Source organism: Paenibacillus sp. UMB4589-SE434, from assembly GCF_030226685.1.
Lineage (GTDB): Bacteria > Bacillota > Bacilli > Paenibacillales > Paenibacillaceae > Paenibacillus_B.
Genome location: NZ_JASOYK010000001.1, coordinates 777,615 through 803,496, shown reverse-complemented (window position 1 = coordinate 803,496; position 25,882 = coordinate 777,615). Strand labels below are relative to the sequence as shown.

The following is a 25,882-nucleotide window of genomic DNA, read 5'->3' as shown; positions in this document are numbered from 1 at the left end:
TATAAATTCCTTATACACGCGAGGAAGTCGATCTTCTGTTTAGAAAGCAAAGTCAATTTCGGCTTCCAGCACTTCTTCGTGCTCCGTCACTCCACTTAATTGAATCTCCCCAAGCCGAATATCAGGCTGTTCACAGATCTGGGATAATATATTCAATAAGTCTTCAGCAAAATTATCCATCATGTTTGCTGAGAACAGCTTGGTGCAGTATTCGAAATGTCCACTCATCAGCCCGTCTTCCATGGTAATTTCTAATGTAAGATCAAATTTCGCGACAGAATGGTTCTGATTGTAAGGCTCGACCGACAGATCGCCCAGACTGACACTGTTGTTTTCTGTATTCTGTAAAATAAACATCGTATCAAACAATGGATTCCGACTTGGATTGCGCGCGACCTTCAGCTTTTCTACAAGCGCCTCGAATGGATAATCTTGATTCTCATACGCCTGAAGAGTGGTTGCTTTAATCTCTTCCAGATAAGAGCTGAAGCTCTTATCTGCATGCGGATAATTACGAATCGCCAATGAGTTAACAAACATCCCGATGAGCGGTTCTGTATCCGAATGTGTTCTGCCCGCAATTGGCGTGCCGACAATCATATCATCCTGTCCCGAGTACTTGTGCAGCAATGTTGTATAAGCCGCAAGCATGACCATGTATAACGTGGCTCCTGCATTGCCAGCTAGACGCTGTAATTGCTCGCTCTGCTCGAGATCGATGACAAATTGGAGCTTATCGCCCTCATAGCTGCGCTGATCAGGTCTTGCATAGTCGGTAGGCAATTCCAATAACGGTAATTGACCATCCAACTTCTGCAGCCAATAAGCCTCCTGGTCTTTCAAACGTTCATGCTGCGATTCCATGTGCATCCATTGGACATAGTCTTTGTACTGAATATGGAGCGGCGGCAGTTGTTCCCCACTGTAAAGACGGGTAAATTCATCAACCAATATCGCCATTGAAACACCATCAGACACAATATGATGCATGTCAAATAACAAGAGATGATGTTCTAGGGCAATTTCAATCAATCCAACACGCAGCAATGGAGGTTGCTCCAACTCGAAATCGCGAACGAATTGTGAAGCAATCTGTTCAACCTCTTCACCTTCTGCTTGAATATACTCGATTGCAAATTCAACATGTGGATGAATTCGCTGCACGGCTTCACCCTCTACCATTTCAAAGCCGGAACGTAATGTCTCATGACGAGCAATCAGCTCACGGAATGCTGCCTCCAAGCGATTACGATCGAGATGTCCCCGGATCGTTATGGCACCTGGCATGTTATAGCTTTGTTGAGCCCCCTGCATCTGATGCAAAATATAAATTCGTTTCTGCGCAGAAGAGAGCGGGTAATATGGTTTGACATCCGCTGTTGGGATAGCATGGAATTGCTGCTGTTCCAGCCCTTCGATCGCGCTCGCCATTGCCTCCAGCGTAGAGAACCGGAATACGTCCCGCAGCGGGAAATGAACATGAAGCGCTTTGTGTATTTTGCTGACCAGCGTAGTAGCACGCAACGAATGTCCACCCAATTCGAAAAAGTCTTCCTTCACCCCGATACGCTCAACACCAAGCACTTCTTGCCAGATTTGAACAAGTCTTACCTCTAGCGGTGTACGTGGCGCAATATGGACCGTGCCGATATTAATTAGACCTTCAGGAGCAGGCAGCAATTTGCGGTCCAGCTTGCCATTTGGCGCAAGCGGCATCCGCTCCAGCTGTACAAAGTACGACGGAATCATATAACTTGGCAATTCCTCTGCCAGCGCCGCTCTTAACTCGCCTACCGTCAGCTCACCCTCTGCGACGTAATAAGCACAGAGCGACTTCTGTCCGCTCTCGTCCTCCCGAGCAACGACTACCGTCTCGCGTACCGCCTCGACTTGCAGCAGCTGCGTCTCGATCTCGCCCAACTCGATGCGGTATCCGCGTATTTTCACTTGGTGGTCAATGCGACCCAAGTATTCAATGTTGCCATCAGGCAGCCATCTTGCAAGGTCGCCTGTGCGATACATGCGCTCACCTGGCATAGACGGCAGCGTCACAAATTTGTCAGCCGTCAACTCCGGCCGCATCCAGTAGCCGCGCGCCAGTCCCACGCCCGCGATGCACAGCTCACCCGCCACACCAATAGGCTGCAGCTGATTTTGTTCGCTTACAATATAGATCCGTGTATTGTCGATCGGCTTGCCGATCGGTACGCTCACATATGGCTGGCCAGCTTCACAATCAAAGTACGTGACGTCGACGGTGGCTTCCGTCGGTCCGTACAGGTTAATCAGCCTTGCCCCGTTCACAGGTGCAATGAAGCGCTGGAAGCGCTCGACTTGTGATGCGAGCAGCGCTTCGCCGCTCGTAAACACTTGCCGCAGCGGCTGCAAGCTGCGCTCACGCTCGGCCTGCGACAGCTGTTCCACATGCTCGAGGAAGGCATGCAGCATAGATGGCACGAAGTGCATCGTCGTTATGCGTTCACGTTCAATCGTCTCCAGAATGACCGCCGGATTTTTCTCGCCACCTACCGGCAGCAGGCATACCTTGGAGCCCACAAAGGCCCACCAGAACAACTCCCAGACGGAGACGTCAAACGTAATCGCCGTCTTTTGCATAATCGTGTCTTCCGCACCGATCTCATACCGCTTCTGCATCCAGAGCAGGCGATTGAGGACGGAAGTATGCTCCACCATAACGCCTTTCGGACGACCTGTCGTACCTGATGTGTAGATCACGTATGCCGCATCCTGCGGTTGGTTGATCAGTTCAAGGTTCGTGCCGTCTGCATCGTACATGTGAATGTCATCCAATTGCACGACACGTCCGGCAAAGTCAAGGCCTTCTCCCGAGCTGCCCTGAATGAGCAGGACTTGTGCTTTTGAATCTTCCAGCATATAACGAATGCGTTCTTCTGGATAATCCGGTGCGATTGGCACGTAGGCGCCGCCTGCTTTCAGCACGGCCATAATGCCCACCATCATTTCCAGGGAACGATCAGCCATCACCCCAACGATCTGATCTGGCACCACTCCGATGTTACGCAGCGTTCGTGCCAGGCGATTAGCTTGCTCGTTCAACTCTCGATAGGTTAGTGCCTCTTCCCCGAACATAACCGCGATCGCATCCGGAGTCAGAGCAGTTTGCTCTTCGAACATCCGGTGAATCGTCTGATCTTGTGGATAATCGGCCGCCGTATCGTTAAACGACTTCATCAGCTCCGCCTTCTCATCAGCGGTTGCCAACTCCAGTTCGCCTACGGCAATACGCGGATTAGCCGTCACTTGCTCAAGCACATGCTGCAAATGACTTTGCAGCCGCTCCATACTTGCGGGTTCATAAACTTGACTGTTGTAATCAAACCGTACAACAAGTGTTTCACCCGGTACGATCATCAAATTGAAGTCATAGTTTGTCTGCTCTGAAACCTGGACGTCTGCAATAGTCAATCTGTCATTGTCGTCGCCAGCTTGTTCCATCCGCTCATCAACCGGATAATTCTCAAATACCATAATATGGTTGACCAAATCCTGCTTTTGTGTACTTCTGGCCTGTATCTCGTACAGCGGGTAATAATCGTATCGACCCGACTCCAGCGCATGCTCTTGCAGTCGCTGCATCACCTCAGCAAACGCAGTATCTGCTTCGCAGGATACGCGAACTGGAATTGTGTTAATAAACAAACCAATCATCGATTCAATACCAGCAATTTCTGCAGGTCTTCCCGATACGACACTTCCAAACACGACGTCTTCTGTGCCATTGTACTTCTGCAGCAGAATGCCCCATGCCGCTTGTACCAGTGTGTTTAATGTTACTTGATGCTGCTTTGCCACGCGCTGCATACGCGAGCTCAATTCGGCACTCAAGTTAGCAGCGGCATGAGCCAGTACATAAGGCGCTCCACTGCGATCCGTCGTGCTGCTGCGTGGTACGACTGTCTGCTGGTTATAGCCTGCTAAGTAGTCATCCCAATATTGCGCTGCAGTTTCTGCATCTTGCTGTGCCAACCATTCAATATATTGGCTGTAAGGTGACAGATTGCTCTCTGCGCTGGCTGCTGGACTATCTGGCTGCTTCATAAAGAGCGTATAGCTATCAAACAATTCTTCTGTCAACTGCGGCAGGCACCAGCCGTCCATTAAAATATGATGAGAGCTCCATAGTACATGAGTTCTTGTATGGCTAATTTGAACAAGCGTTACACGTACAAGTGCATCTTGCTCCAGATTAAAGCCGCGCTGCTTATCACGAGCTACTATCTCTTCCATAAAAGCTACCTGCTCGGCTAATGGATATGCGCGCATATCCTCATGTGTAAATTCAATATGTCTATCTCGGAACACCACTTGTAATGGTTCTCCGTGCCAACTGTAGAAGTTTGTCCGCAAAACAGAATGTCGATTAGCTAGCACTTCTAGACTATTGATGAACACATCCACGTCCAGTTCACCTTCTAGGGTAAAGCGTGTCTGCTCAAAATAGGCACTTGCCTGTCCGTCTATGACACTATGGAACCACATGCCTTTTTGCATCGGCGTCAACATGTACATATTTTCGATCTCACCGATATGTTTTGTATCGGCGACGATCTGCTCCATGTCCTCGATGCTCAGCCCTTGCAGTAGAACATCGCTAGGCGTCAACTCCGCATGTTGTTGTGACAAACAATGCGTGATGATATCCTGCAGACTGATTTGCAAATACTTGGCCAACCGTTCAACGGTCTCTTTGCGATATTCATGCTTGCTATAGCTCAAATCAAAAGAGAGTACACCGTTGGCAATAGCACCATTTATATCAAGTAAATATGGACGAGCTTGCTTACGACTTGCATAATCACCGCTAGCATAAGATGACAGCTCGAAACCATTGTTCTGTAAATCCTGGTCAAATTGTCCCAGGTAGTTAAAGCTTACTTCAGGAGCAACTCCCCATTTAGGGCCTGCTTCATATTCAGAATTAGATTCAGCCAAATAACGGCAAATGCCGTAACCGATTCCTTTGTTCGGAATCCGACGTAAATCTTCCTTCACCTTTTTAAGGAGGTAGGATAGGCTTCGATCCGATTCCAGTTCAAGCAGTACGGGATACTCGCTCGTGAACCAGCCAACGGTTCTAGAAACATCGATATCCGATACGATTGGCTCCCGTCCATGACCTTCCAGATTAACCAACACTCGCTCAAGTCCGCTCCATTCCCGAAGCGCCAAGCCCAAGGCTGTCAGCAAAATGTCGTTCATGTCTGTATTGTATGCCCGGTGAACTTGCTTCAAAAGCTGCTCTGTCTCCACTGAATTCCATTCCACGACCACAGATTCACTGTCCTGCTGCAAGCTGACAGCCGCTTCAAAATCTTTAGGAAGTGAGGCAGGGGCAGCGAGAATAATATGTTCCCAGTGAAGACGTTCCTTGTTTAACGCCTCACTTGCTGCATAAGAGACAAGCTGCTGTGACCAGACAAGATAGGAATCTGTCTTGGACGGCAAGCGAATTTCTTCACCTTTGCTTGCTTGTTCATAGCCCTCAGCAAGATCTTCAAGCAGAATACGCCATGAGACTCCGTCAATAACCGCATGATGGATCGTGATTAACAAATGATGACCTTCGGCACAGCAGAACAATGCTGCCTTCACTAATGGCCCTGTTTGTAAGTCCATGCTGGCTTGAATCTCATTGGCCCGGACTTCAATCGCTTGTTCCACGTTTGCTTCACCTGTAAAATCCTCCACAGTGAAGCTATACAGTTCACCTTCAGCGATAGATCGATTCCATGCGACGTATCCTTGCGCCGTCTTGCGGAATACCATCCGTAAAGCATCATGGTGCTCCACCAGCTGCATAAGTGACTTGCGCAGCGCAGTCTCATCAAAACCATCTGCACGATACAGCATGATCGATTGGTTGTAATGATGCGGGTCAGCGAGTTCCAACTCAAAGTACCAGCGTTGGATCGGAGTCAGCTCTGCTTCCCCAGACACCTCACCTTGATCAGCTATTCTGGCAAGTAATTGCAGATGCGGACTTAATTGCGCAATTGTCGGGTATTTGAATAAATCGCGTATTTCCAGCTTGTAACCCGCCTGATGCAATCGAGAGGACACTTGAATCGACTTGATGGAATCGCCGCCAAGTTCGAAGAAATGATCCATAATCCCGACACGTTCTGTATTTAATACAGTCTGCCAGACGTTGGCCAATACCTTCTCGACTGCCGTTCGAGGCGCCGTGTATTCCATTCCCGAATATGCTCCGCCTTCTGGTGCAGGTAAACCTTTGCGGTCGATCTTGCCGTTAGGCGTCAACGGTAAACGATCTAGCTGCACAAAATGCGCCGGAATCATGTAGCCTGGAAGCTCTTGTCCCAATGCGTCTCTGAGCTCGCCTGTTGTCAGCACACGATCAGATGTGTAATAGGCACAAAGCATTTTACGGCCGCTATCATCATCTCTGGCAACAACGACAGCTTCGCGCACATCGCCTACTCGCAGGAGGTGAGACTCCACCTCGCCTATTTCAATGCGGTATCCACGAATTTTAACTTGATGATCCATTCGGCCAATTAATTCCATATTGCCGTCTGGCAGCCATCTTGCCAAATCACCGGTTCGATACATGTGCTCCCCTGGTCGGAATGGATCTTCGATGAACTTCTCGGCTGTAAGCTCCGGTCGATTCAAATAGCCGCGACCAACACTGGCTCCGCCGATGTACAATTCTCCAGTGAGGCCGAGTGGCAGAATAGCTTGCTTGGCATCCAGAATATACATTCTGACAGCAGGAAGTGGTTTGCCTATTGGCAGTGCTCGTACCGAGGCCGTCGATGGGGTCTCGTAATAACAAGCATCCACGCACGCTTCTGTAACCCCGTAGCTGTTGATAATCCGCATCTGTACACCAAACCGATCTAGCAGCTTCTGGAATTCCTGTGTTGGGCAAAGATCTGAACCTATAATCAACATTTTCAGACTGCTGATATCTTGTTGGTGCTCATACACATGTTCCATTAGTGGAATAACTAGTGCAGGCGTAGACTCGAACATTTGAATATCATGTTTACGAATAAGCTCGCAAATATCAGCCGGATTTGCGCGTGCCTCTGTTGGACAAATGACTAATTCTCCACCATGCAGCAGCGCACGAGCCATATCACCAGAAAATACGTCAAATGAGTAGCTCGCCCATTGCAGCCATCGAATGCCTGGCTCCTGCAAGTCATATTCCACTTTCCAAGCACTGGACATAGCGACTAGATGCCTGTGTTCGATCATAACCCCTTTTGGATTCCCTGTTGTTCCTGACGTATAAATGACATAACACAGATCCGTTGCAACATTAACCAGTTCCAAATTAGAGCTGTCTTCGTGATAAAATTCAGGCTGATCGATCATGATCCAAGCGCCTGCATGCGACACTTTGGTCTGTAGATGGCTCTGGGTCAGGAGTATCTGAGCGTTCGCATCCTCCAGCATGTAGCGAATACGATCTTCCGGATATTCAGGATCGATTGGAACGTAAGCTCCGCCAGCCTTTAGCACTGCTAAAGTGCCGACAATCATATCAAGCGAACGATCCGCCATTATACCAACAAGCTGATCAGGACTGAGACCTTGATGACGCAACGACCTCGCCAGCCGATTCGTGCGTTCGTTTAACTCTTGATACGTGAGCTGTTCATTCTCATATACAACAGCTACCTGATCTGGCGTACGCGCTGCTTGTTCTTCAAACAGGCGATGAATGGTATCTCCTGACGGGAATGCGGCGGCTGCATCATAAAGCGATAAGACAGCTGCTTGCTCCTCTGTCGTCATTATGCCGAGTTCGTCCAGCTTCGCCTCAGGGTTATCAATGATTGCTCCGATTAAATGCCCAAAGTGCTTCGCCATTCTTTCGACCGTATCTGAAGCAAATAAAGCAGTTGCATACTCCATGCTGCAATCCAAGCCCTGCTCGTCTGTCGATACGTCCAGACTAAGATCGAATTTGGATACTTTATATTCCTGTGGATATGGCTTCATCCGAAGCTCACCTAACGAATAGTCCTTGCTATCTGTATTGTCCAAAGCAAACATAGTATCAAACAATGGATTGCGGCTTAAATCCCTCGTCAGCTCCAAGTTCTCCACCAATTGTTCAAACGGATAATTCTGGTGCTCATAAGCACCCAACATCATATCCTTAATCTCATCTAAATAGGACCGGAACGTTTTATGACTTTCTGGATTTGTGCGGATCGCTAACGTGTTTACGAACATCCCAATAAGGGGCTGGACATCAACGTGTGTTCTGCCTGCTATAGGAGTACCCACCACAATATCTTCTTGACCCGTGTATTTATGGAGCAAGATCGTGTAGGCAGCCAGCAGCACCATATATAAGGTAGTTCCTGTATTTGCAGCGATTTCGTGCAAAGCTTGACTCTGCTGCTGGTCGATTCGGAATGGATACGTTAGCCCGTCATATTTTTGCATCGTTGGCCGCGCATAGTCTGTCGGCAATTCCAAAATAGGCAGATTGCCATGAAATACTTCAAGCCAATATGTTTCCTGCTCTTTCATACGATCCTGCTGTGATGTGGCTTGCTGCCATACGGCATAATCCTTGTACTGTATTTTGAGCGGTGTAAGAGCCTCATCTCTGTACAGAAGAGCGAACTCCTGCAGCACAATACCCATGGAGACTCCATCTGAAATAATGTGATGCATATCGAACAGAAGCACATGTCGCTCAGTTGTAAGCTCAATCAAACCAAGTCGAAGTAATGGCGGCTGCTCCAACTCAAACGTACGCACAAATTGCCGGGACAGTTCTTGCACTTGATCGTCATTTGCTTCCATATAGGCAATTGCAAACTCAACTTCGCCATAGATTCGCTGCACTGGTTCGCCGTGTACCAGTTCAAAGCCGGTACGCAAAATATCGTGACGCGCGATCAGCTTCCGGAAGGCGGCTTCAAATCGATCTCGATCAAGCGTGCCTTCTAGCAGCATCACGCCAGGCATGTTATATCCTTGCTCCGCGCCCTCGAGCTGATGTAGAATATACAACCGTTTTTGTGCAGAAGAAACCGGGTAGTAAGCTTGCTCTTCCGCAACTGGAATCGCAGAATAGGATAACTGCTCATTGTATAATGATGCAATAGCTGCTGCCTGAGCTTCAATCGTAGGGAGTCGGAATACTTCTCGCAGCGGAAGATTAACATGTAATTGCTCGTGAACTTTGTTAATCAACGTCGTAGCACGTAAGGAATGGCCACCAACTTCAAAGAAGTTATCTTGCACGCCGACGATTGCCAAGCCAAGGACTTCTTGCCAAATATCTGCAAGCTGTGCCTCAAGGGGTGACCGTGGAGCTGTATAATCAGATCCCGTATTGATACTGTCTTCAGGTGCAGGCAGCGCTTTACGATCCACCTTCCCGTTCGAGGTGAGCGGCATGCGCTCCAGCTGAACAAAATAGGCCGGGATCATGTAAGCTGGTAGTTCTTCTGCCAGTTCACTTCTTAATTCACCAACCGTGAGCAGACGATCGGCTACAAAATAAGCACACAACTGCTTGTCACCGCCAGCATCTTCACGCGCGATGACAATTGTTTCCCGCACAGCATCAAGCTTGGACAGCTGCGCTTCCACTTCACCAAGTTCGATCCGATAACCACGAATTTTCACCTGATGGTCGATTCGTCCCAAGTACTCGATGTTGCCATCAGGCAGCCATCTCGCCAAGTCACCCGTCTTATACATCTTCGCATCTGGTTCCCACGGGTGATCCACGAATCTGTCAGCTGTCAGTTCTGGACGATGCAAGTACCCACGCGCCAATCCGTCGCCCGCTACATACATTTCACCTGCCACACCTATTGGTACGCATTGGCGACTTGCGTCAAGGACGAAAATCTTCAATGTAGGGATCGGGAATCCGATATTACTTTTCGCCTGTTCAATCTCAAGTTCGGTAATTTCTTTGTAAGTGACATGAACCGTTGTCTCCGTAATTCCATACATATTGATTAATTGGGTATGCGGATATTTCTGTCTCCAATCGTGCAGCAATTGCGGACTTAACGCTTCACCACCAAAGATAACTTGTCTAATCTTCAGCTCTGGGCTGCCATCAGCCAATGCTTCACGCAGCAATTGATAGAAATATGTTGGCGTTTGATTTAAGATCGTTACTTGCTGTTCAGCAAGTAATTCCATAAATGCTGCCGGATTTTTAGCTGTAAGCTGCGGAACAATTACCAACTTGCCGCCATATAACAAAGCCCCATACATTTCCCAGACAGAAAAATCAAAGCAGAAGGAATGGAACAGTGTCCACGTGTCGGATGGTCTAAAGTCAAACAGATTCCTGCTGTTAAACAACAGCCGCACGACATTCTTATGCTCGATTAGGGTTCCTTTCGGCTTACCCGTCGTTCCCGACGTATAAATCACATAGGCCAGATCTGATGATTTATTAATGTTTGGAAGATTCAAGTTGTTTGCAGTGTATGCTTCTTCTTCATCCAAGAATAGGATAGTACCGTTATACGTAACTTGCTCCCTTAAATGACGTGGCAGCAATAGTACAGTTGTACCGGAATCTTCAAGCATATAGCTAACACGGTCTTCCGGATACTCTGGATCAATTGGAACGTAAGCTCCTCCCGCTTTTAATATGGCAAGAAGTCCAATCAGCATACTCGAGGTGCGCTCTGCCATTATTCCAACCAATGTATCTGCCTGTACACCTTGTGAACGCAGCATCCATGCCAAGCGGTTCGCTCGTTCGTTTAATTCTTTGTAGGTTAATGTTGCATCTGGAGCAACTACGGCGATCGCATCCGGCGTACGCTCAGCTTGCTCTTCAAACAAACGATGGATCGTATGATCTCGCGGATACTCTGCGTCCGTATCGTTGAACTGTTCGATCAATTGAATCCTTTCTTGTGCTGTCACCATATCTAACTGATCCAATCGAGCAGAAGGCTGTAGAATAACACCGTCTATCAACTGACTAAAATGCTGAGACATTCGTGCTATCGTATCCTGCTTGTACAAAGCAGTTGCATACTCCATGCTGCACGTAAGCCCAGCTTCGCCTTCCTCCACTTGCAGAGTAAGATCAAATTTTGCAACGGGATGTGATGCCATCTGCGGCGTCACACGAAGTCCTTCTATTGCCCACTCGCCCTGCTCTGTATTTTGCAGCACTAAAACCGTATCAAATACGGGGTTCCGGCTTACATCACGCGTAACTTGAATGTTGTCAACCAATTCCTCAAACGGGTAATCCTGATGTTCATATGCCTGCAGAGTTGTTTGCTGAACCTCTTTTAAATAAGACATAAACGTCTTCTCGCCCGCTGGATAATTGCGAATCGCAAGGGTATTCACAAACATACCAATGAGTGGCTGCACATCACCATGTGTTCTTCCTGCAATTGGCATCCCCACGATGATATCTTCTTGACTCGTATATTTGTGCAGCATTGCTGTATACAGTGCCATTAGCATCATGTACAAGGTTGTACCTGTTTCGGCTGCCAGCTGCTTTAACTGACCCAGCTTCTCCACATCAATGGTAAACTCGTGCGTGTTACCCTCATAACTGCGGAATGTAGGGCGTGTAAAGTCTGAAGACAACTGCAGGACAGGCAGTTCACCGCTTAATGCTCCCTGCCAGTACGCTCTTTGCACTTCCATCTGCGACCGGAAGGAAGCAGATTGCTGCCATACCGCGTAATCTTTATATTGAATGCGTAGTGGAGCAAGCTCTTCTCCGCTATACAAAGCCACAAACTCATCAAGTAAAATACCAATCGAAGCTCCATCTGAAATAATGTGATGCATATCAAATAAAAGAAGATGTCGGTCGTGTGCCAGCTCGATCAAACCCACACGCAGCAGCGGAGGCGTTTCAAGAGCGAACGTACGAATGAATTGACGGATGATATGCTCGGCTTCCGCCTCACCAGACTGCCAATAATCAACAATAATCTCAACATGCTCATGTATTCTTTGCACAGGCTCGCCATTAATCATCTCGAAGCCTGTCCGGAGCGTGTCATGCCGCTGAATGAGTTTATGAAATGCCGCTGCGAACCGCTCGCGATCCAACACTCCGTCCATAGTCAGTACAGCTGGCATGTTGTAGCTCTGTTCAGCGCCTTCCATTTGATGCAAGATAAAGAGTCTCTTCTGAGCCGAGGATACTGGATACCAGTCTCGCATCTCTGTCAGAGGAATCGTGTTGTAGGCTTGATGCTCCATCTGACTAATAACTTGCGCCATTTCTTCAATCGTAGAGTAGCGGAACACATCCCGCAGCGGCATTATCACATTCATCTCTTGATGCAGCTTGCTAACAAGTGTAGTTGCACGCAGCGAGTGCCCACCAATGTCAAAGAACGAATCCGTGATACCAACATGTTCTAGTCCAAGCACGTCCTGCCAAAGCTGTGCAAGCTTGGCTTCTAACGGCGTCCGTGGCTGAATTTGCTCACTTGCGATAAGTCCTTCTTCTGGCAAAGGCAAAGCCTTCCGATCTACTTTTCCGTTAGGTGTAAGTGGCATTTCTTCAATTTGCACAAAGTGTGAGGGAACCATATAGGAAGGCAATTGTTCGGATAAAACGGCTTTCAGCTCGGCTGCAGCCAGCTTGTCGTCAGCTGTAAAGTAAGCACACAGCACTTTCTGCCCACTGGTATCCTCTACTGCCACCGCAATTGCTTCACGCACGGCCTCCACTTTTAGCAAATGTGTCAGTACCTCGCCTAATTCGATTCGGAAACCTCTTATTTTAACCTGTTCGTCGCTGCGACCCATATATTCAATCGTGCCGTCAGGAAGCCACCGTGCCAAATCCCCTGTTCGATATAACCTTTCCCCTTGAAGGAATGGAACTTCCACGAATTTTTCTGCGGTCAACTCAGGTCGGTTTAAGTAACCGCGCGCTAAACCATCTCCGCCCGTGTATAGTTCGCCTATTACCCCTGTCGGCAAAAGCTTGCCTGACTCATCAAGCACATATACTTTCGTGCTGCCGATCGGACGTCCAATCGGAATGGAAGTACGCTCTAAATCGGCAAGTGTAATATCGTGGCAGCATGTAAAGGTCGTATTTTCCGTAGGCCCATAACCATTAATCAGTCGTATTCCGCTGTACAGCTCCAGCACCTTACGAGCATGCTGCGAGGATACGACATCGCCGCCTACCAATAACTGCTTAATTCCTTGCAAGCCCTCTAGTTGATGCTCTACCATCACTTGGAACAATCCTGCTGTCAACCATAAAATGCTTACTCCATGTGTCCGCATAGCAAGTGTCCAGTCCGTGAGGGACAAGTCGCCCGCAGGCAAGATGGCAAGAGCTGCACCGTTCAGCAAGCTCCCCCATATTTCAAATGTGGCCGCATCAAACGATATCGTAGAGCCTTGTAAAAACACATCCGACTCGTTAATATCCACATACGTTGTAGAGCTGACAAGCCGTACAACACCACGATGTGTAACACAAACGCCTTTTGGCATACCCGTTGAACCGGACGTATAAACGATATAGGCTAGATCATCACCCGTTACTTCACTCGTTAAATTGGATTGGGCAGTATCATCAGCTGCTGTTTCTACATCATGGTTGAGTAGTAGAATTTCGATCTGCGTTGGCAAGTTGGCTTGAAGATGCTCCTGCGTCAATAACACATTGATGGCTGTATCCTCTATCATCGTGGTGATCCGCTCTTGCGGGTAAGCCGGATCGATCGGCACATATGCCCCGCCTGCTTTAAGAATGGCAAGCAATCCAATCAGCATCTCAAAAGATCGTTCTGCGCAAATACCTACTAGCGATCCCGTTATTACCCCACATGTCCGAAGTCGATGAGCCATCCGATTAGCTGCTGAATTCAGCTGCGAATAAGTAAGCTGCTCATCTCCAAACATCGCTGCAATTGCATTAGGTGACTGCACAACCCGCTCTTCAAAGAGCTGATGGATCGTCTTTTCCCGAGAATAAGCGGTAGCTGTGTCGTTAAACACGTTTAGAATTTCCGCTTTCTCATCGGTTGTCACAAGCTCCAATTCGCTTACAGTTACGTATGGATTAGCTGAGATCTGCTCCAGTACATGTAAGATATGCCCTTTCAACAGCTCCATCGCAGCACGGTCAAACGTATGCTCATTATAATCAAGACGAATAGCGATATTATCGCCTGGTACGATGATCAGGTTCAGGTCATAATTCGTCTGCTCCGAGACCGTCACATCCGTCAGCTTAAGCCCTTTGCCGTCCAAGCTTTCCAATTGTTCCATTTGCTCCATCGGATAGTTTTCAAACACCATGATGTGGTTGATCATATCTTGCTTCAGTGCGCTTTGTGCCTGAATCTCATACAACGGGAAGTAATCATGCTTTGCAGATGTCAACGCCTGCTCTTGAAGCTGCGTCATCACGTCTATAAAAGGAGTATTGGCCTCACTGCGCACACGAACCGGAATCGTATTAATAAACAATCCGATCATTTCTTCTATTCCGTTCAATTCAGCCGGGCGACCTGACACAACACCACCAAACACGACATCCGTAGTCCGGTTATACTTTTGTAAAAGAACGCCCCACGCTGCTTGCAGCAGTGTATTTAACGTTACTTGATGCTGAGTTGCGGCTCGATTAACGGCTGCACTCAAGTCTTTCCCGAGCTGGCATACGACTTGTCCAGCGGCATACGTCTCGTTTTGACCATACGCTTTGGCTTGCGGCAGTGCTACCGGCTCATCGTATCCAGCCAAGTATGCCGTCCAATATGCTGCGGCCGCCACTTCATTCTGCTGTTCCAGCCATCGGATATACTGATTGTACGATGGAGCTGTATTCAGCATAGGCTGCTTGTTCCACACGTAAGCTGCGTAAGTGTCAAACACTTCTTTTGCAACAAGTGGCAAACACCAGCCGTCCATTAAAATATGATGAGAACTCCAGAACACCTGATAAGTATGTTCTGCGGTTCGCAGTACCATCACACGCATCAGTTCGCCACATTCCAGATCAAAGCCACGAGTTCTTTCTCTTCCAACTGCTTTCTCCATGTATGCCGCTTGTTCTTCCGGTTCCATCCCGCGCAAATCTTCAAACGTAAATCCAATTCGTTTATTTTGAAATACGACTTGTAAAGGTTCACCATCGGAACCCATTTGGAAGTTTGTGCGTAATACGCTATGTCGGGCTGTAAGTGCATTCCAGCTGTCAGCAAAGGCTCCGATATTAAGATCGCCTTGCAGCGTAAAGCGTGTCAGCTCAAAATACGCCCCCGTCTGCTGATTTAAAGCTGTATGGAACCACATGCCCTTTTGCATTGGCGTTAAGGAATAGATATCTTCAACTACCCCAATATCCGTTGTCTGCTCAATGATTCGTTCCAATTCGTGTAAGCTAATATGCTGCAAGGTGACGTCGCTTGGCGTTAGTTCTGATCGCTCTTTGGCTGCACAATGCGCAATAATTTCCTGTAGGCTTTCCTCAAACAACACGGCTAACCGATTCATCGTATCGCAGTGATATTGAGTGCGGCCGTAGCTAATATCGAACTTCAATACACCATCTGAGATCATCCCGTTCATATCTAGTAGGTACGGACGAGCTTGCTCACCACTAATATCACGACCGGTGGAATAAGAAGACATAGCCAACCCATTTTGCTGGAAATCTTGGTCGAATTGACCCAAATAGTTAAAGCTGATCTCTGGTGCTGCCCCCCACTCATCAAGAGGTTCTACATCATTAATCATGTAGCGGCATATGCCGTAACCAATACCATTGTTCGGAATATGTCTGAGATTTTCTTTAGTTTGTTTGATCCAGTTGCCGAGACCCGTGTCTCGCAGCAGTTCAAGCACTACTGGATATTCGCTAGTAAACCAGCCAATCGTTCGTGTAATGTCTATGTCTGATAAAATAGATTCACGACCATGTCCCTCTAGATTAACGAGGATACGATCATGACCACTCCACCTGTGTATCGCCAAACCTAGAGCTGCCAATAAGATATCATTCATCTGCGTATTATAGGCGCCGTGAACTTGCTTCAGGAGTTGTTCCGTCTGTTCCCTGCTCCATGTGACGGTGACGGATTCGCTATCAAGCTGCAATGCGTACGTCTCTACCGTGTCTGTTGGTAATGGCAGGACATCCAACTGTGTAATATGCCTCCAGTATTGTTGTTCCTGCTGTAAATCTGTAGTGTCAGCGTATTGTACTAGCTGCTTGGACCAAGTGCGGAAGGAATCGGTCTTTGCGGACAGACGAATTACTTCGCCCTGCAAAGCCTGTTCGTATCCAGCAGTAATATCCTCCAGCAATATACGCCAGGACACACCATCAATAACAGCATGGTGAATGACAATCAACAAATGATCGCCATCCAAGCAATGGAACAATCCCCCGCGTACCAATGGCCCTGTCTCGAGATCGATGCTGCTCTGTATCTCTTCAGCCTTTGCCGCAAGCATCTGTTCCATTCCAGCATTGCTTGTATAATCGACCACATCCAACTTGAACAGTTCGCCTTCTTGTACGCTGCGATTCCAGGCTGTACATGATCCTTCTGCAGTGCGTCGGAACACAATCCGCAGCGCGTCATGGTGCTCTACTAACTTGTTAAGAGCCTTACGTAATGCAGCTTCGTCAAACCCATTTTCCCGATACAGCATGACAGATTGATTGTAATGGTGCATATCTGCGGCATTCTGTCCAAAGTACCAGCGCAGAATAGGAGTTAGCTCCACCGATCCGCTCACTTCACCCTGCTCCGCTCTTCTCACGATCAACTGCATCTGAGGGGCTAATTGTGCGATAGTCGGATATTTGAATAAATCCCGAATCTCAAGCTTATAACCTGCCTGCTGCAAACGTGAAGCGACCTGTATCGATTTGATGGAGTCGCCTCCAAGCGCAAAGAAATGATCCAGCACGCTGACACGCTGCGCACCAAGCACAGTCTGCCAAACATTTACCAATGTGTGCTCAGCTTCCGTACGAGGTGCAACATATTCCGATCCGGTATGTGCCTCCCCTTCTGGTGCTGGCAACCCTTTACGGTCTACTTTTCCGTTTGGCGTAAGCGGCAACCGATCCATACGCACAAAATATGATGGAATCATATAGGCTGGAAGATCTTCAGCCAGGGCTTCACGCAATTCATGTACAGTCAACTCGTTGTCTGCTACATAATAAGCACATAATTCCTTCGGACCTTCATGATCCTCACGTGCAATAACTACCGCTTCACGCACATGCGCCTGTTTAAGCAGCTGCGTCTCAATTTCTCCAATTTCAATCCGGTAACCTCTAATTTTCACCTGATAGTCTATGCGTCCCAAATATTCAATGTTGCCATCAGGAAGCCATTTGGCCAAGTCACCAGTGCGGTACATCAGCGCTCCTGGACTGAACGGATCATCTACGAATTTCTCATCTGTTAGATCCGATTGGTTCAAATAACCGCGCCCAACTCCTGCACCACCAATATAAAGCTCTCCAGCAAGTCCGATAGGCTGCAGGGACTGATTGCTGTCCAAAATATACATGGTAACGGCAGGCATTGGCTTGCCAATTGGTAAAATGGATAACGCATTCGAAGAAGTTTGCTCATAATAACAAGCATCCACGCACGCTTCTGTTACACCGTAGCTGTTTAATATGCGCATTTGCGAGCCGAAACGCTCGTTCAGCTTGCGGAACTCACTTGTCGGACAATGATCCGAACCGACAATTAGCAACTTCAGACTGTTGATGTCGATCCTGTTTTCGTACACATGCTCCATCAACGGGATCACAAGGGCTGGTGTCGACTCAAACATCTGTATGTGATGCTTCCCAATCAACTCACAAAGCGCAGATGGGTTCGCCCTTGCTTCATTCGGGCAAAGAACAAGCTGCCCGCCAAACAACAGTGTTCGAACCATATCACCTGTAAAGACATCGAATGAAAAGCTCGCCCATTGCAGCAATCTGAATCCTGCTTCGTTCAAGCGATATTCACGCTTCCAAGCGTTCGCCATTGCAACTAACTGCCTGTGCTCAATCATTACACCCTTGGGTTTCCCTGTAGTTCCCGAAGTATAAATGACATAGGACAGATGAGCGGGTTCGTTTACAGGCTTCAAATTGCTGCTATCCGCAAGATAGGAGCTTTCGTCGTCAACCAGAATCCAAGTACCCGTAAAGGTTACACGACTGTGCAGGTGACCCTGGCTGACCAATACATGGGCATCAGAATCCTCCAGCATATACCGAATACGTTCCTCCGGATATTCAGGATCGATCGGAACGTAAGCTCCACCAGCCTTCAGAATGGCCAGTATGCCGACGATCATCTCCAAGGAACGGTCTACCATAATTCCGACGAGCTGCTCCGGTGTTACGCCTTGCGCACGTAAGGTTCGTGCTAGGCTATTCGCACGCGTATTTAATTCGCGATAAGTCAAATGCTGTTCAGCGTATACGACCGCAATTTCGTCTGGTGTGCGGTCCGCCTGCTCCTCGAACAGTTGATGCACCGTCTTGTCTCTTGGATAATCAGCTGTTGGCTCATTAAATTGCGTCAAGATGATGTTGGATTCTTTCTCGTTAAGCATGGACAGTTGGCGCATAGTCTGCTGCGAATTGTGCAAAACCTGCTCCACAATAGTTAGCATCTGCTCCATTATTCGGATCATTTCTTGCTCTTCAAACAGCTGAATTCGATAATCAATACTGATCATCAGCTGGTGATCATCCAGCATATCTTCAACGTGAACGGCAAAATCATCTGCTTCATGACCGCAGAAGCTGCTCCGCTGCCGGACGGATAGATCGCCATAGCTTGTCCAGTGAATAGGCAGGTAATCGATGGAGATACGATATAAATCCTGGATGTCGATATTGTTGTACTGTTCGCGCAGGTCGAGGATTAGCTTGTTATACGGGTATTTTTGGTGGCGAAGTATGGACTTCTGCTCTTTAGATACCATATGTAGAAAAGTGATCAAATCTTGATCGGGGTCTATTGACAATCGAGTTGCTACCGTACTTACGAACATACCAAGTGTATCTTTATCTTGCTTTGATGTTCGGTTCGCATAGGCTGTGCCGATTGCAATATCTTCGTTTCCTGATGTTTTGTAGAGAACAGCATATAACGCACCCAAAAATAAAGTAAACAAGCTGATATTATGCTGTTCACTGAATCGTTGTAGTTGTTCGTACTGTTCTCCCGCCACGGATATGTAGCTAGACCTCTGCGCTTCTGTTCCGATCGAGAAAGGCGGATACGGTTTAATTCCCATCATTTCCGGCATCGTACGGAATTTATCCAGCCAGAATGCACGGTCTTTCATATATCTTTCCGACTTCTCATATTCTTGCTCTGCAAATATGTAGTCAAAATAAGTGCTTTTCTTGTCTTCTGAAGGCATCGTGTGACTTGCTATAGCTGTATAGTTTTGCATGATTTTGTTAGCTATAAGGTGAGAAGAGACACCATCTGCAATGATATGATTAATCTTGAGGTTAAACCAATGTTCTTCGTTGTTAATGTTAAAAATAACGGCATGATATAACTTAGCATCAAAAATGCTCGTGGGAACAAGATTAAATTGCTCTAACCAAGCCTCAGCCTCCACAAAATTGTCCCATTCCAAATACTCAATTTCAGGAATGACCTCTTCTTCAGGCCTAAACCACTGCATAGGCTGGTTGTCTTCCGACTTAATTTGAATACGGAAAGCATCATGCTGCTTGATAACCAAATAAACGGCTTGTTTTAACACTTCTAAATCTACCTTGCCTCGTATGAATAACGTTCCGGCAACTGTAGAAGCAGACGTATTCGGATGCATCATTTCCATGTACCAAATTCTGCGTTGTGCTTGCGTCAAAGGAAACAATCTGTTAGGATTCACGTTCACGTAGACTCTCCCCTAATAATGAAATATTCTGGCGTTTTTGAAACAACCAATTGAAAAATTTCAGGATGAGCTTGCAAACATCTCCGCAGAAAAGTAGGAGTTCGTTGCTGTATGAAGTTGGGAGACGTTTAGAAGCGCCTGGCAAAAGTGTCTGAATGAGTAGCAGAATAGAAACATAAATGTGATGTGAAGTTAGATAGGTGTAATGTTTCTTGGGGAATTCATAAATAGCTGTGGTGTGGAAAATATCCATGTCCCTGACCATAATGGGGCAACATTGTCAGATGATCATATATGATTCTTATTGAGCGTTGCTTCTGGAAGCAGTCTGTTCACCTCCTTAACATAAATGATATAAAATATGGTTAAGAAATATAGACTCCAAGAATCGACATTAGATAAGCTCATGAATTATACGACGTATGACGTATTATATACGTTAATCTGGGTATTTAACAATATGGTTTACTATAAATTATATTAAGGCGAATAACTTACTTGTCGATTACAGCCTAACACAAATGTCAGCGAAGTTCGACTATAAAAAAATTCATAATTTTGTCGATATTGTACTTGCTTTCGTCCCGACATCGTGGTCATCACCTGATAACCTCTCGAGTCAAATGCTCCCGATTATAAGCCATTAACGCATAAAATTCACATAAAATAGCTAGTTATTAAATGCCTTCGACAACGCCTGAACTTCATGCTCTTGCCATTCCCAAATAAGAAAAAAGTCTCATAATCATGATCAGAAATCAGCCCATAGATAGGCCTCTTGCTTAACCTCGTGTACGATTGACCCTGTAAATCTCCATATTTTGATCTGGTATTATTCACCTGTTTATAGGGTAACGCAGCTTCGCAGCCTTGTCCACCCTTAGTAGAAAAAATATAAATTAGTCCATGTAAAAGCAGACAATTTTCGCTGCTAATACTGGGTATTAACTGTCATCGTTTCAATATAAACATAAAAGTATTTATATATTTTAAATTTAACCCAGTTAATATTAATGCACTTAATAAATATCCGAACGTATAACTTTCTTGTTAAATGTTACCCCTTATTTTCAATGTCATGGTTATACTTACCCATTAGCTGTGATAACTTGTTCTTTATGTGCATCATTAATTCCGAACAATGAATGACTTCTACTTCATGACACACGCCTATAAAAAACAAGAAAAAAAGGAAATATCCTTTCTCGGAATTTCCCCTTAAGCCAGCCGATTTCATCCTCTCGTTTATGAAGATTGGAGCTTGTCCAGGGTTCAGCTTCGCATACTTGTATCCCCATTTTTGTTAACACTACCAGAACAGGAATGCAGTCTTCTGCTGTTTGACAATCAGAATCTCCATTTTCAAGTTGTATGAGGGCAGGATCTTTCACCGTTAACGTTGAAGGCTCTACCTCAACCATATGGTCGCAGAGCATGAATTTTGTCCGGCAATCTCAAACTTTCTTATCTTGACTTTGGTCGGGATAGTCAACAAGTATTGCTTTTTCTGCATGGAAATTTGAATAATGCACAAACATTTTTAGCATTAGCTGCTCAAATCAAGAAAAGGCGTGGAATTGATCTTGACCAAAGAGGACATGGATGGAGTGATCATACACCTGATTTCGATTATTCCAGAGATAGCTATATAAACTAACGACATATTGAATTTGGTTCAAATAGAACTAGGTGGGAAACACGTAACCATAGTTGGACATTCGTTAGGTGGAATTAATGCTTATCAGTTAGCGGCTCGACACCCTGAGCTGGTTAATGCTGTCATTGTCGGAGACATTGGTATTAAAATTTACGCCAATCTATCCTTCGCAAAGAAACTTCCTATGCGCTCTGACACATTGGATAACTGAAAGAATTACTAAAGCATGCAGGCGTTTAAGTCTATGCATTACTTTGTAGGAAGTGTATTTCAGGATGAGCTCGGTTGGGATTCCGATCTGATCTATTAGGTCTGGGTATTTCGCAGCAGAATATCAATGAAGTAGGGTGGGAGGATTGGCTCTTCTCTACTTGTCTTTTACTGCTTATTCACGGTCAAAATAGCTTTGTGTTGGACTCGAATCAAGCTGCTCTTCTGGTATCCAGACGACCTAACGCAACACTTTCTATATTTGAACAGTGTGGTCATAATGTTCATTCTTGCGATTCCGATCGTTATTTTGATGTTGTGAACCAGTTCCTGATCCCTGGAGAAGTTAAAATAGAAACGTATAGTCATACAGACCTATGTTATGCAAAAAATGCTTTCTACAAAGGAAAGCTGTTGACATCGCTACAACATTAATAAAGCACCTACACCTCCTTGAAATGGAGTGACAGGTGCTTATTATTGCGCCTAGCAATACGTTAACCCAGGCTTTTACTCTTGCGTTTCCGGTATTATAAATGTAGGGTTGTGCTCGTTCAGAATGTGTTCCATCCGTTGTTGTATGGCATCCTTACTTTCTGAATCAGGCAGGATGTAAAACTTGTTGTGTTCAATGGCATTAAAGGTAAATGCCGCTACTTGATCAGGAGACACCCCCTGCTCCACACCAGCTCTAATAAATTCAATAATCATACTCTCTTGTAGAGAAGGGGGTGTGATATCACCAGGCTTACTGTACTCAGAAGGTCGGTTACGTCCCGCATCACAGATTCGCGTGTTAACAAATCCAGGGCAAAGTAAGGACACTCCAATTCGTGATTGAGTTAGCTTTAATTCGTGATAGAGCGTTTCCGTCAAGCTGACTAATGCATGCTTGCTTACACGATAAATACTATTGCCTGGACCAGTTTCGAGTCCTGCCCGAGAAGCGGTGTTGACAATATGGCAATCTTCTTGCAATTCCAACATAATCGGCACAAATACCCGCGTAGTATAAATAGAGCCCCATAAATTCACATTTAATACCCATTGCCAGTCAGCAATGGAACTGCTCCATATATTAGATCCTCCACCAACTCCAGCATTATTGAACAACAGTTGAACGCCCCCAAAGGAGCTCAGTGTTTTTTCAGCGAGGGTGTGGATATGACCTTCATTCCCTACGTCTGTCACAACACTCAAGACAGTTGCACCTGTCTCTGTTAGCTCCTTATCAGCTTTATACAGGGCTTCCTCTTCGATATCGGCAAGTACAATTTTCATATTGTCCGCAGCACAACGGCTTGCCAACGCCCTGCCAATACCACTTGCCGCCCCCGTAATAATAGCATTCTTATTATTAAATCTCCCCATTATTTCACCTCCATAATATAAACAAAATTTAATTTTGTTTATATTATATTAGATATTAACTATTTTCGTCTACGTTATTTATATAATCCGTCATTTATATTTCTTTCTTATCAACAGATGGCGATATCGTTGTACTCCTAATACTTGATTATGAAAATTCCAAAGCAAAGCATCGCTGCTGTTGCTGAGTTCCTAAGTTCTATCCCTAAATCTCTAAATTAAAGCTCGCTGGTAATGGTCGAAAAATAAAATGGCTTTCGTTGGATCATCACCAGCGAAAGCCATTTATATAAATACTCTGTCAGCAGTGATCATTACTTTATAGTCAATTCGACAAAGATGAAAATCATCCGCCATATTCATAGCAACCAAAGTAAACAGTATACAAACAAATGCATAAAACTAAGGTTTAAAAAACATACGACAATAGAAATTCAGGGCATAAATATATACAATCATTATTCTCTCTATCCAATCTGCATAATGTTAATATTCGCTGCAACAAACTTGATTTCTTCGAGATTAGTGTTAATTAGTTTTAATTGATTCGAGCCCGAGCCTGTATTAAATACTGCAGACCCTGCCCCTCCTGATCTCTGCGCCCCATCCGCAAGCGGTGGAGCAATAGATAAACTTTGATACAACGGCTGATCATTTAATGTCAGCATGACTCGAACAGGCAAGTTATCTACCCAAGGGCACTCTATAAAGTTGTAAGCAGCAAAATAAGTGACGTGGGGAGCTAGCGAAATAAATGTAGGGGCAGCACTGCTAAAAGCAATTCCTGAGCCATTAATGACTTCCGCCTTCAGAAAAGGTACCGGTTCATTATGTCCCACATCTACATAGCCGTACCCATAGATCGCCGCATTATTAGCGGTAACTGGTAAACAAGTTGTAGAAGCGATCTCCGTAATCCGTATATTTACCCCACTAAAATTAACACCTACCACCCCAACTGGCGGAAACCCTACGAGCTGCAATACGCTTGGATTTGGACTGGCAGGCGTGTTAAATACAACCCCACCTGACGCGCTTGCTACAGGCGTATTTTGTCCTGGTGGTATGGCGGTGGGAAAAGAGAGGACTTGGGAACCCGGAATAAGTACGTTGTTTAAGCGGAACTCTGCAGATACGACTTTCCCTGTAGTTGGCGTACTGAACTCCGCATTATATTCCGCAAAATAAGTAGTACTTGGTGCAAGCATAATATTGGAGAGCCCCTGCAGTTTAATAGCAGAACCATTCTGAACAATAGTTGCCAGAATAGCGGGTGCCCCATTTACAGGTATAGCCCCACATCCTCCAGAACAACCAAAATCAGCACTGCTTGCCATCATGAATCACCTTCCCTTACACATGAATCCGCAAAAGCTGGTGTCAAATGAACACAACTGCTCTCGACATGATACCCATAGTACAATTCATTTGACACTATCCGTTCAAGTTTATTGGATCATAGCCTACTCTAATTTGATAATAGTCATCGTTGTTTGATCGAACGCACGATCTACGGCTTCCAAGTTTACTAGTGTTAATATGCTTGATGCGCCACTTGCCGTATTAATGATTGTATTTGATATTAATGATGTGATGGCTTGCGGAGCGCCAGGCAATGATTGCATCTGTGACTCTGTTCCCGGAATGAGCGTTCCGTTTAATTCTAGTCCAACATGTGTAGTGATGGTACCAGCTGTCGGCAGCTCAGCTTTCGTACGATATGCAATGTAGTAAGTCTGATCGGGCGCGAGCAGTACGTCTGTTGAGCCAGGCGTATGTGTAATCTCTGTTCCATTTAACGTGAAGTTCTCCGCAAATGGGATTGCACTTCCAGGTGTGACGAGAACAGAATCAACCGTTCTAAAAAAGGCGTTGTTTGTTGTGATTTGTATGCCTGTTTCACCAGTTGGCCCTGTTTCTCCCGTTGCTCCTGTCGCTCCGGCAGCCCCAGTTGCGCCCGTCGACCCCATCGCACCAGTTGGACCTGTAAGGCTACTGCCTGTCGCACCAGTCGGCCCTGTTACACAGGGGCATTCACCTGTTGCTCCCGTTGCACCTGTTGCCCCAGTATTCCCACTAACACCAGTTGCGCCAGTCAAACCTGTAATGCCTTGCGGTCCCACAGCACCTGTCGCTCCTGTCGCTCCGACTGCTCCTTCCGCCCCAGTTGTTCCTGTAGTGCCCGTTGGCCCAGTTACACCGTCAGGTCCCGGTGCACCAGTAAAACCAGTTATACCGGTCACACCAGTACTACCTGGAGGACCTGCTGCTCCTGTTAATCCATCAGCACCAGTTGCACCCGCGGTTCCTTCTGCTCCTGTTGCGCCAGCTGCACCTGCAGCACCTGTGGCTCCAGTCTCCCCCGTACTTCCCGTTACGCCATCAACTCCGGCTGAACCTGTTGCGCCGGTAGGACCTTTTAAAGGTGTATTAATGATTTGTTCCAGCTTAGAATCCAAGGTCATTTCTAATTTTAATGCGTCTATAATTGTGCGTTTGACACTGCTGTTGACTGCAAGCAGTTCGCTAATTGTAGCTGGAATCGTTAATCCGGGTAATGTGCCCAGCACATATTGAAGCTTCTCAGCTTCTGCATTGATGATATGACTGATTCCGAGTTCTTCTAATGCAACAGATGCGATTAATAAATTGAGCGAATCATTTAATGTGACAGTAATACTCGGAGTAATATTAGGGATGTTTGCCTGTGACATTGTT

At 46.2% G+C, this 25,882-nt stretch carries 6 protein-coding genes; 2 read left to right on the top strand and 4 right to left on the bottom strand.

All coding sequences use genetic code 11. The annotated features are described in order from the left end of the window. Positions 1-39 precede the first annotated feature (39 nt). Positions 40-19,926, bottom strand: coding sequence for a non-ribosomal peptide synthase/polyketide synthase (locus QP775_RS03435; protein ID WP_285103612.1), 19,887 nt, complete (start codon positions 19,924-19,926; stop codon positions 40-42). Between the two features lie 1,664 nt (positions 19,927-21,590). On the opposite strand from QP775_RS03435, the gene QP775_RS25715 reads away from it, so the two are divergent. Then, positions 21,591-21,794, top strand: a complete 204-nt coding sequence (locus QP775_RS25715; RefSeq protein WP_350338956.1) for an alpha/beta fold hydrolase — start codon at positions 21,591-21,593, stop codon at positions 21,792-21,794. Between the two features lie 74 nt (positions 21,795-21,868). Continuing rightward, a complete protein-coding gene (locus tag QP775_RS25710; RefSeq protein WP_350338955.1) occupies positions 21,869-22,228 on the top strand; it encodes an alpha/beta fold hydrolase in 360 nt (119 codons plus the stop codon). Positions 22,229-22,303: 75 nt separating this feature from the next. Here QP775_RS25710 and QP775_RS03425 read toward each other — a convergent pair whose 3' ends face one another. The 3 genes from QP775_RS03425 to QP775_RS03415 all read right to left on the bottom strand — a co-directional run bounded on the left by QP775_RS03425 (position 22,304) and on the right by QP775_RS03415 (position 25,878). Beyond that, positions 22,304-23,164, bottom strand: coding sequence for an SDR family NAD(P)-dependent oxidoreductase (locus QP775_RS03425; protein WP_285103610.1), 861 nt, complete (start codon positions 23,162-23,164; stop codon positions 22,304-22,306). Between the two features lie 467 nt (positions 23,165-23,631). Continuing rightward, on the bottom strand, positions 23,632-24,504 hold the full coding sequence (locus tag QP775_RS03420; protein ID WP_285103608.1) for a hypothetical protein: 873 nt from the start codon (positions 24,502-24,504) through the stop codon (positions 23,632-23,634). Positions 24,505-24,627: 123 nt separating this feature from the next. Then, positions 24,628-25,878, bottom strand: coding sequence for a collagen-like triple helix repeat-containing protein (locus QP775_RS03415; RefSeq protein WP_285103606.1), 1,251 nt, complete (start codon positions 25,876-25,878; stop codon positions 24,628-24,630). Positions 25,879-25,882: the final 4 nt, after the last annotated feature.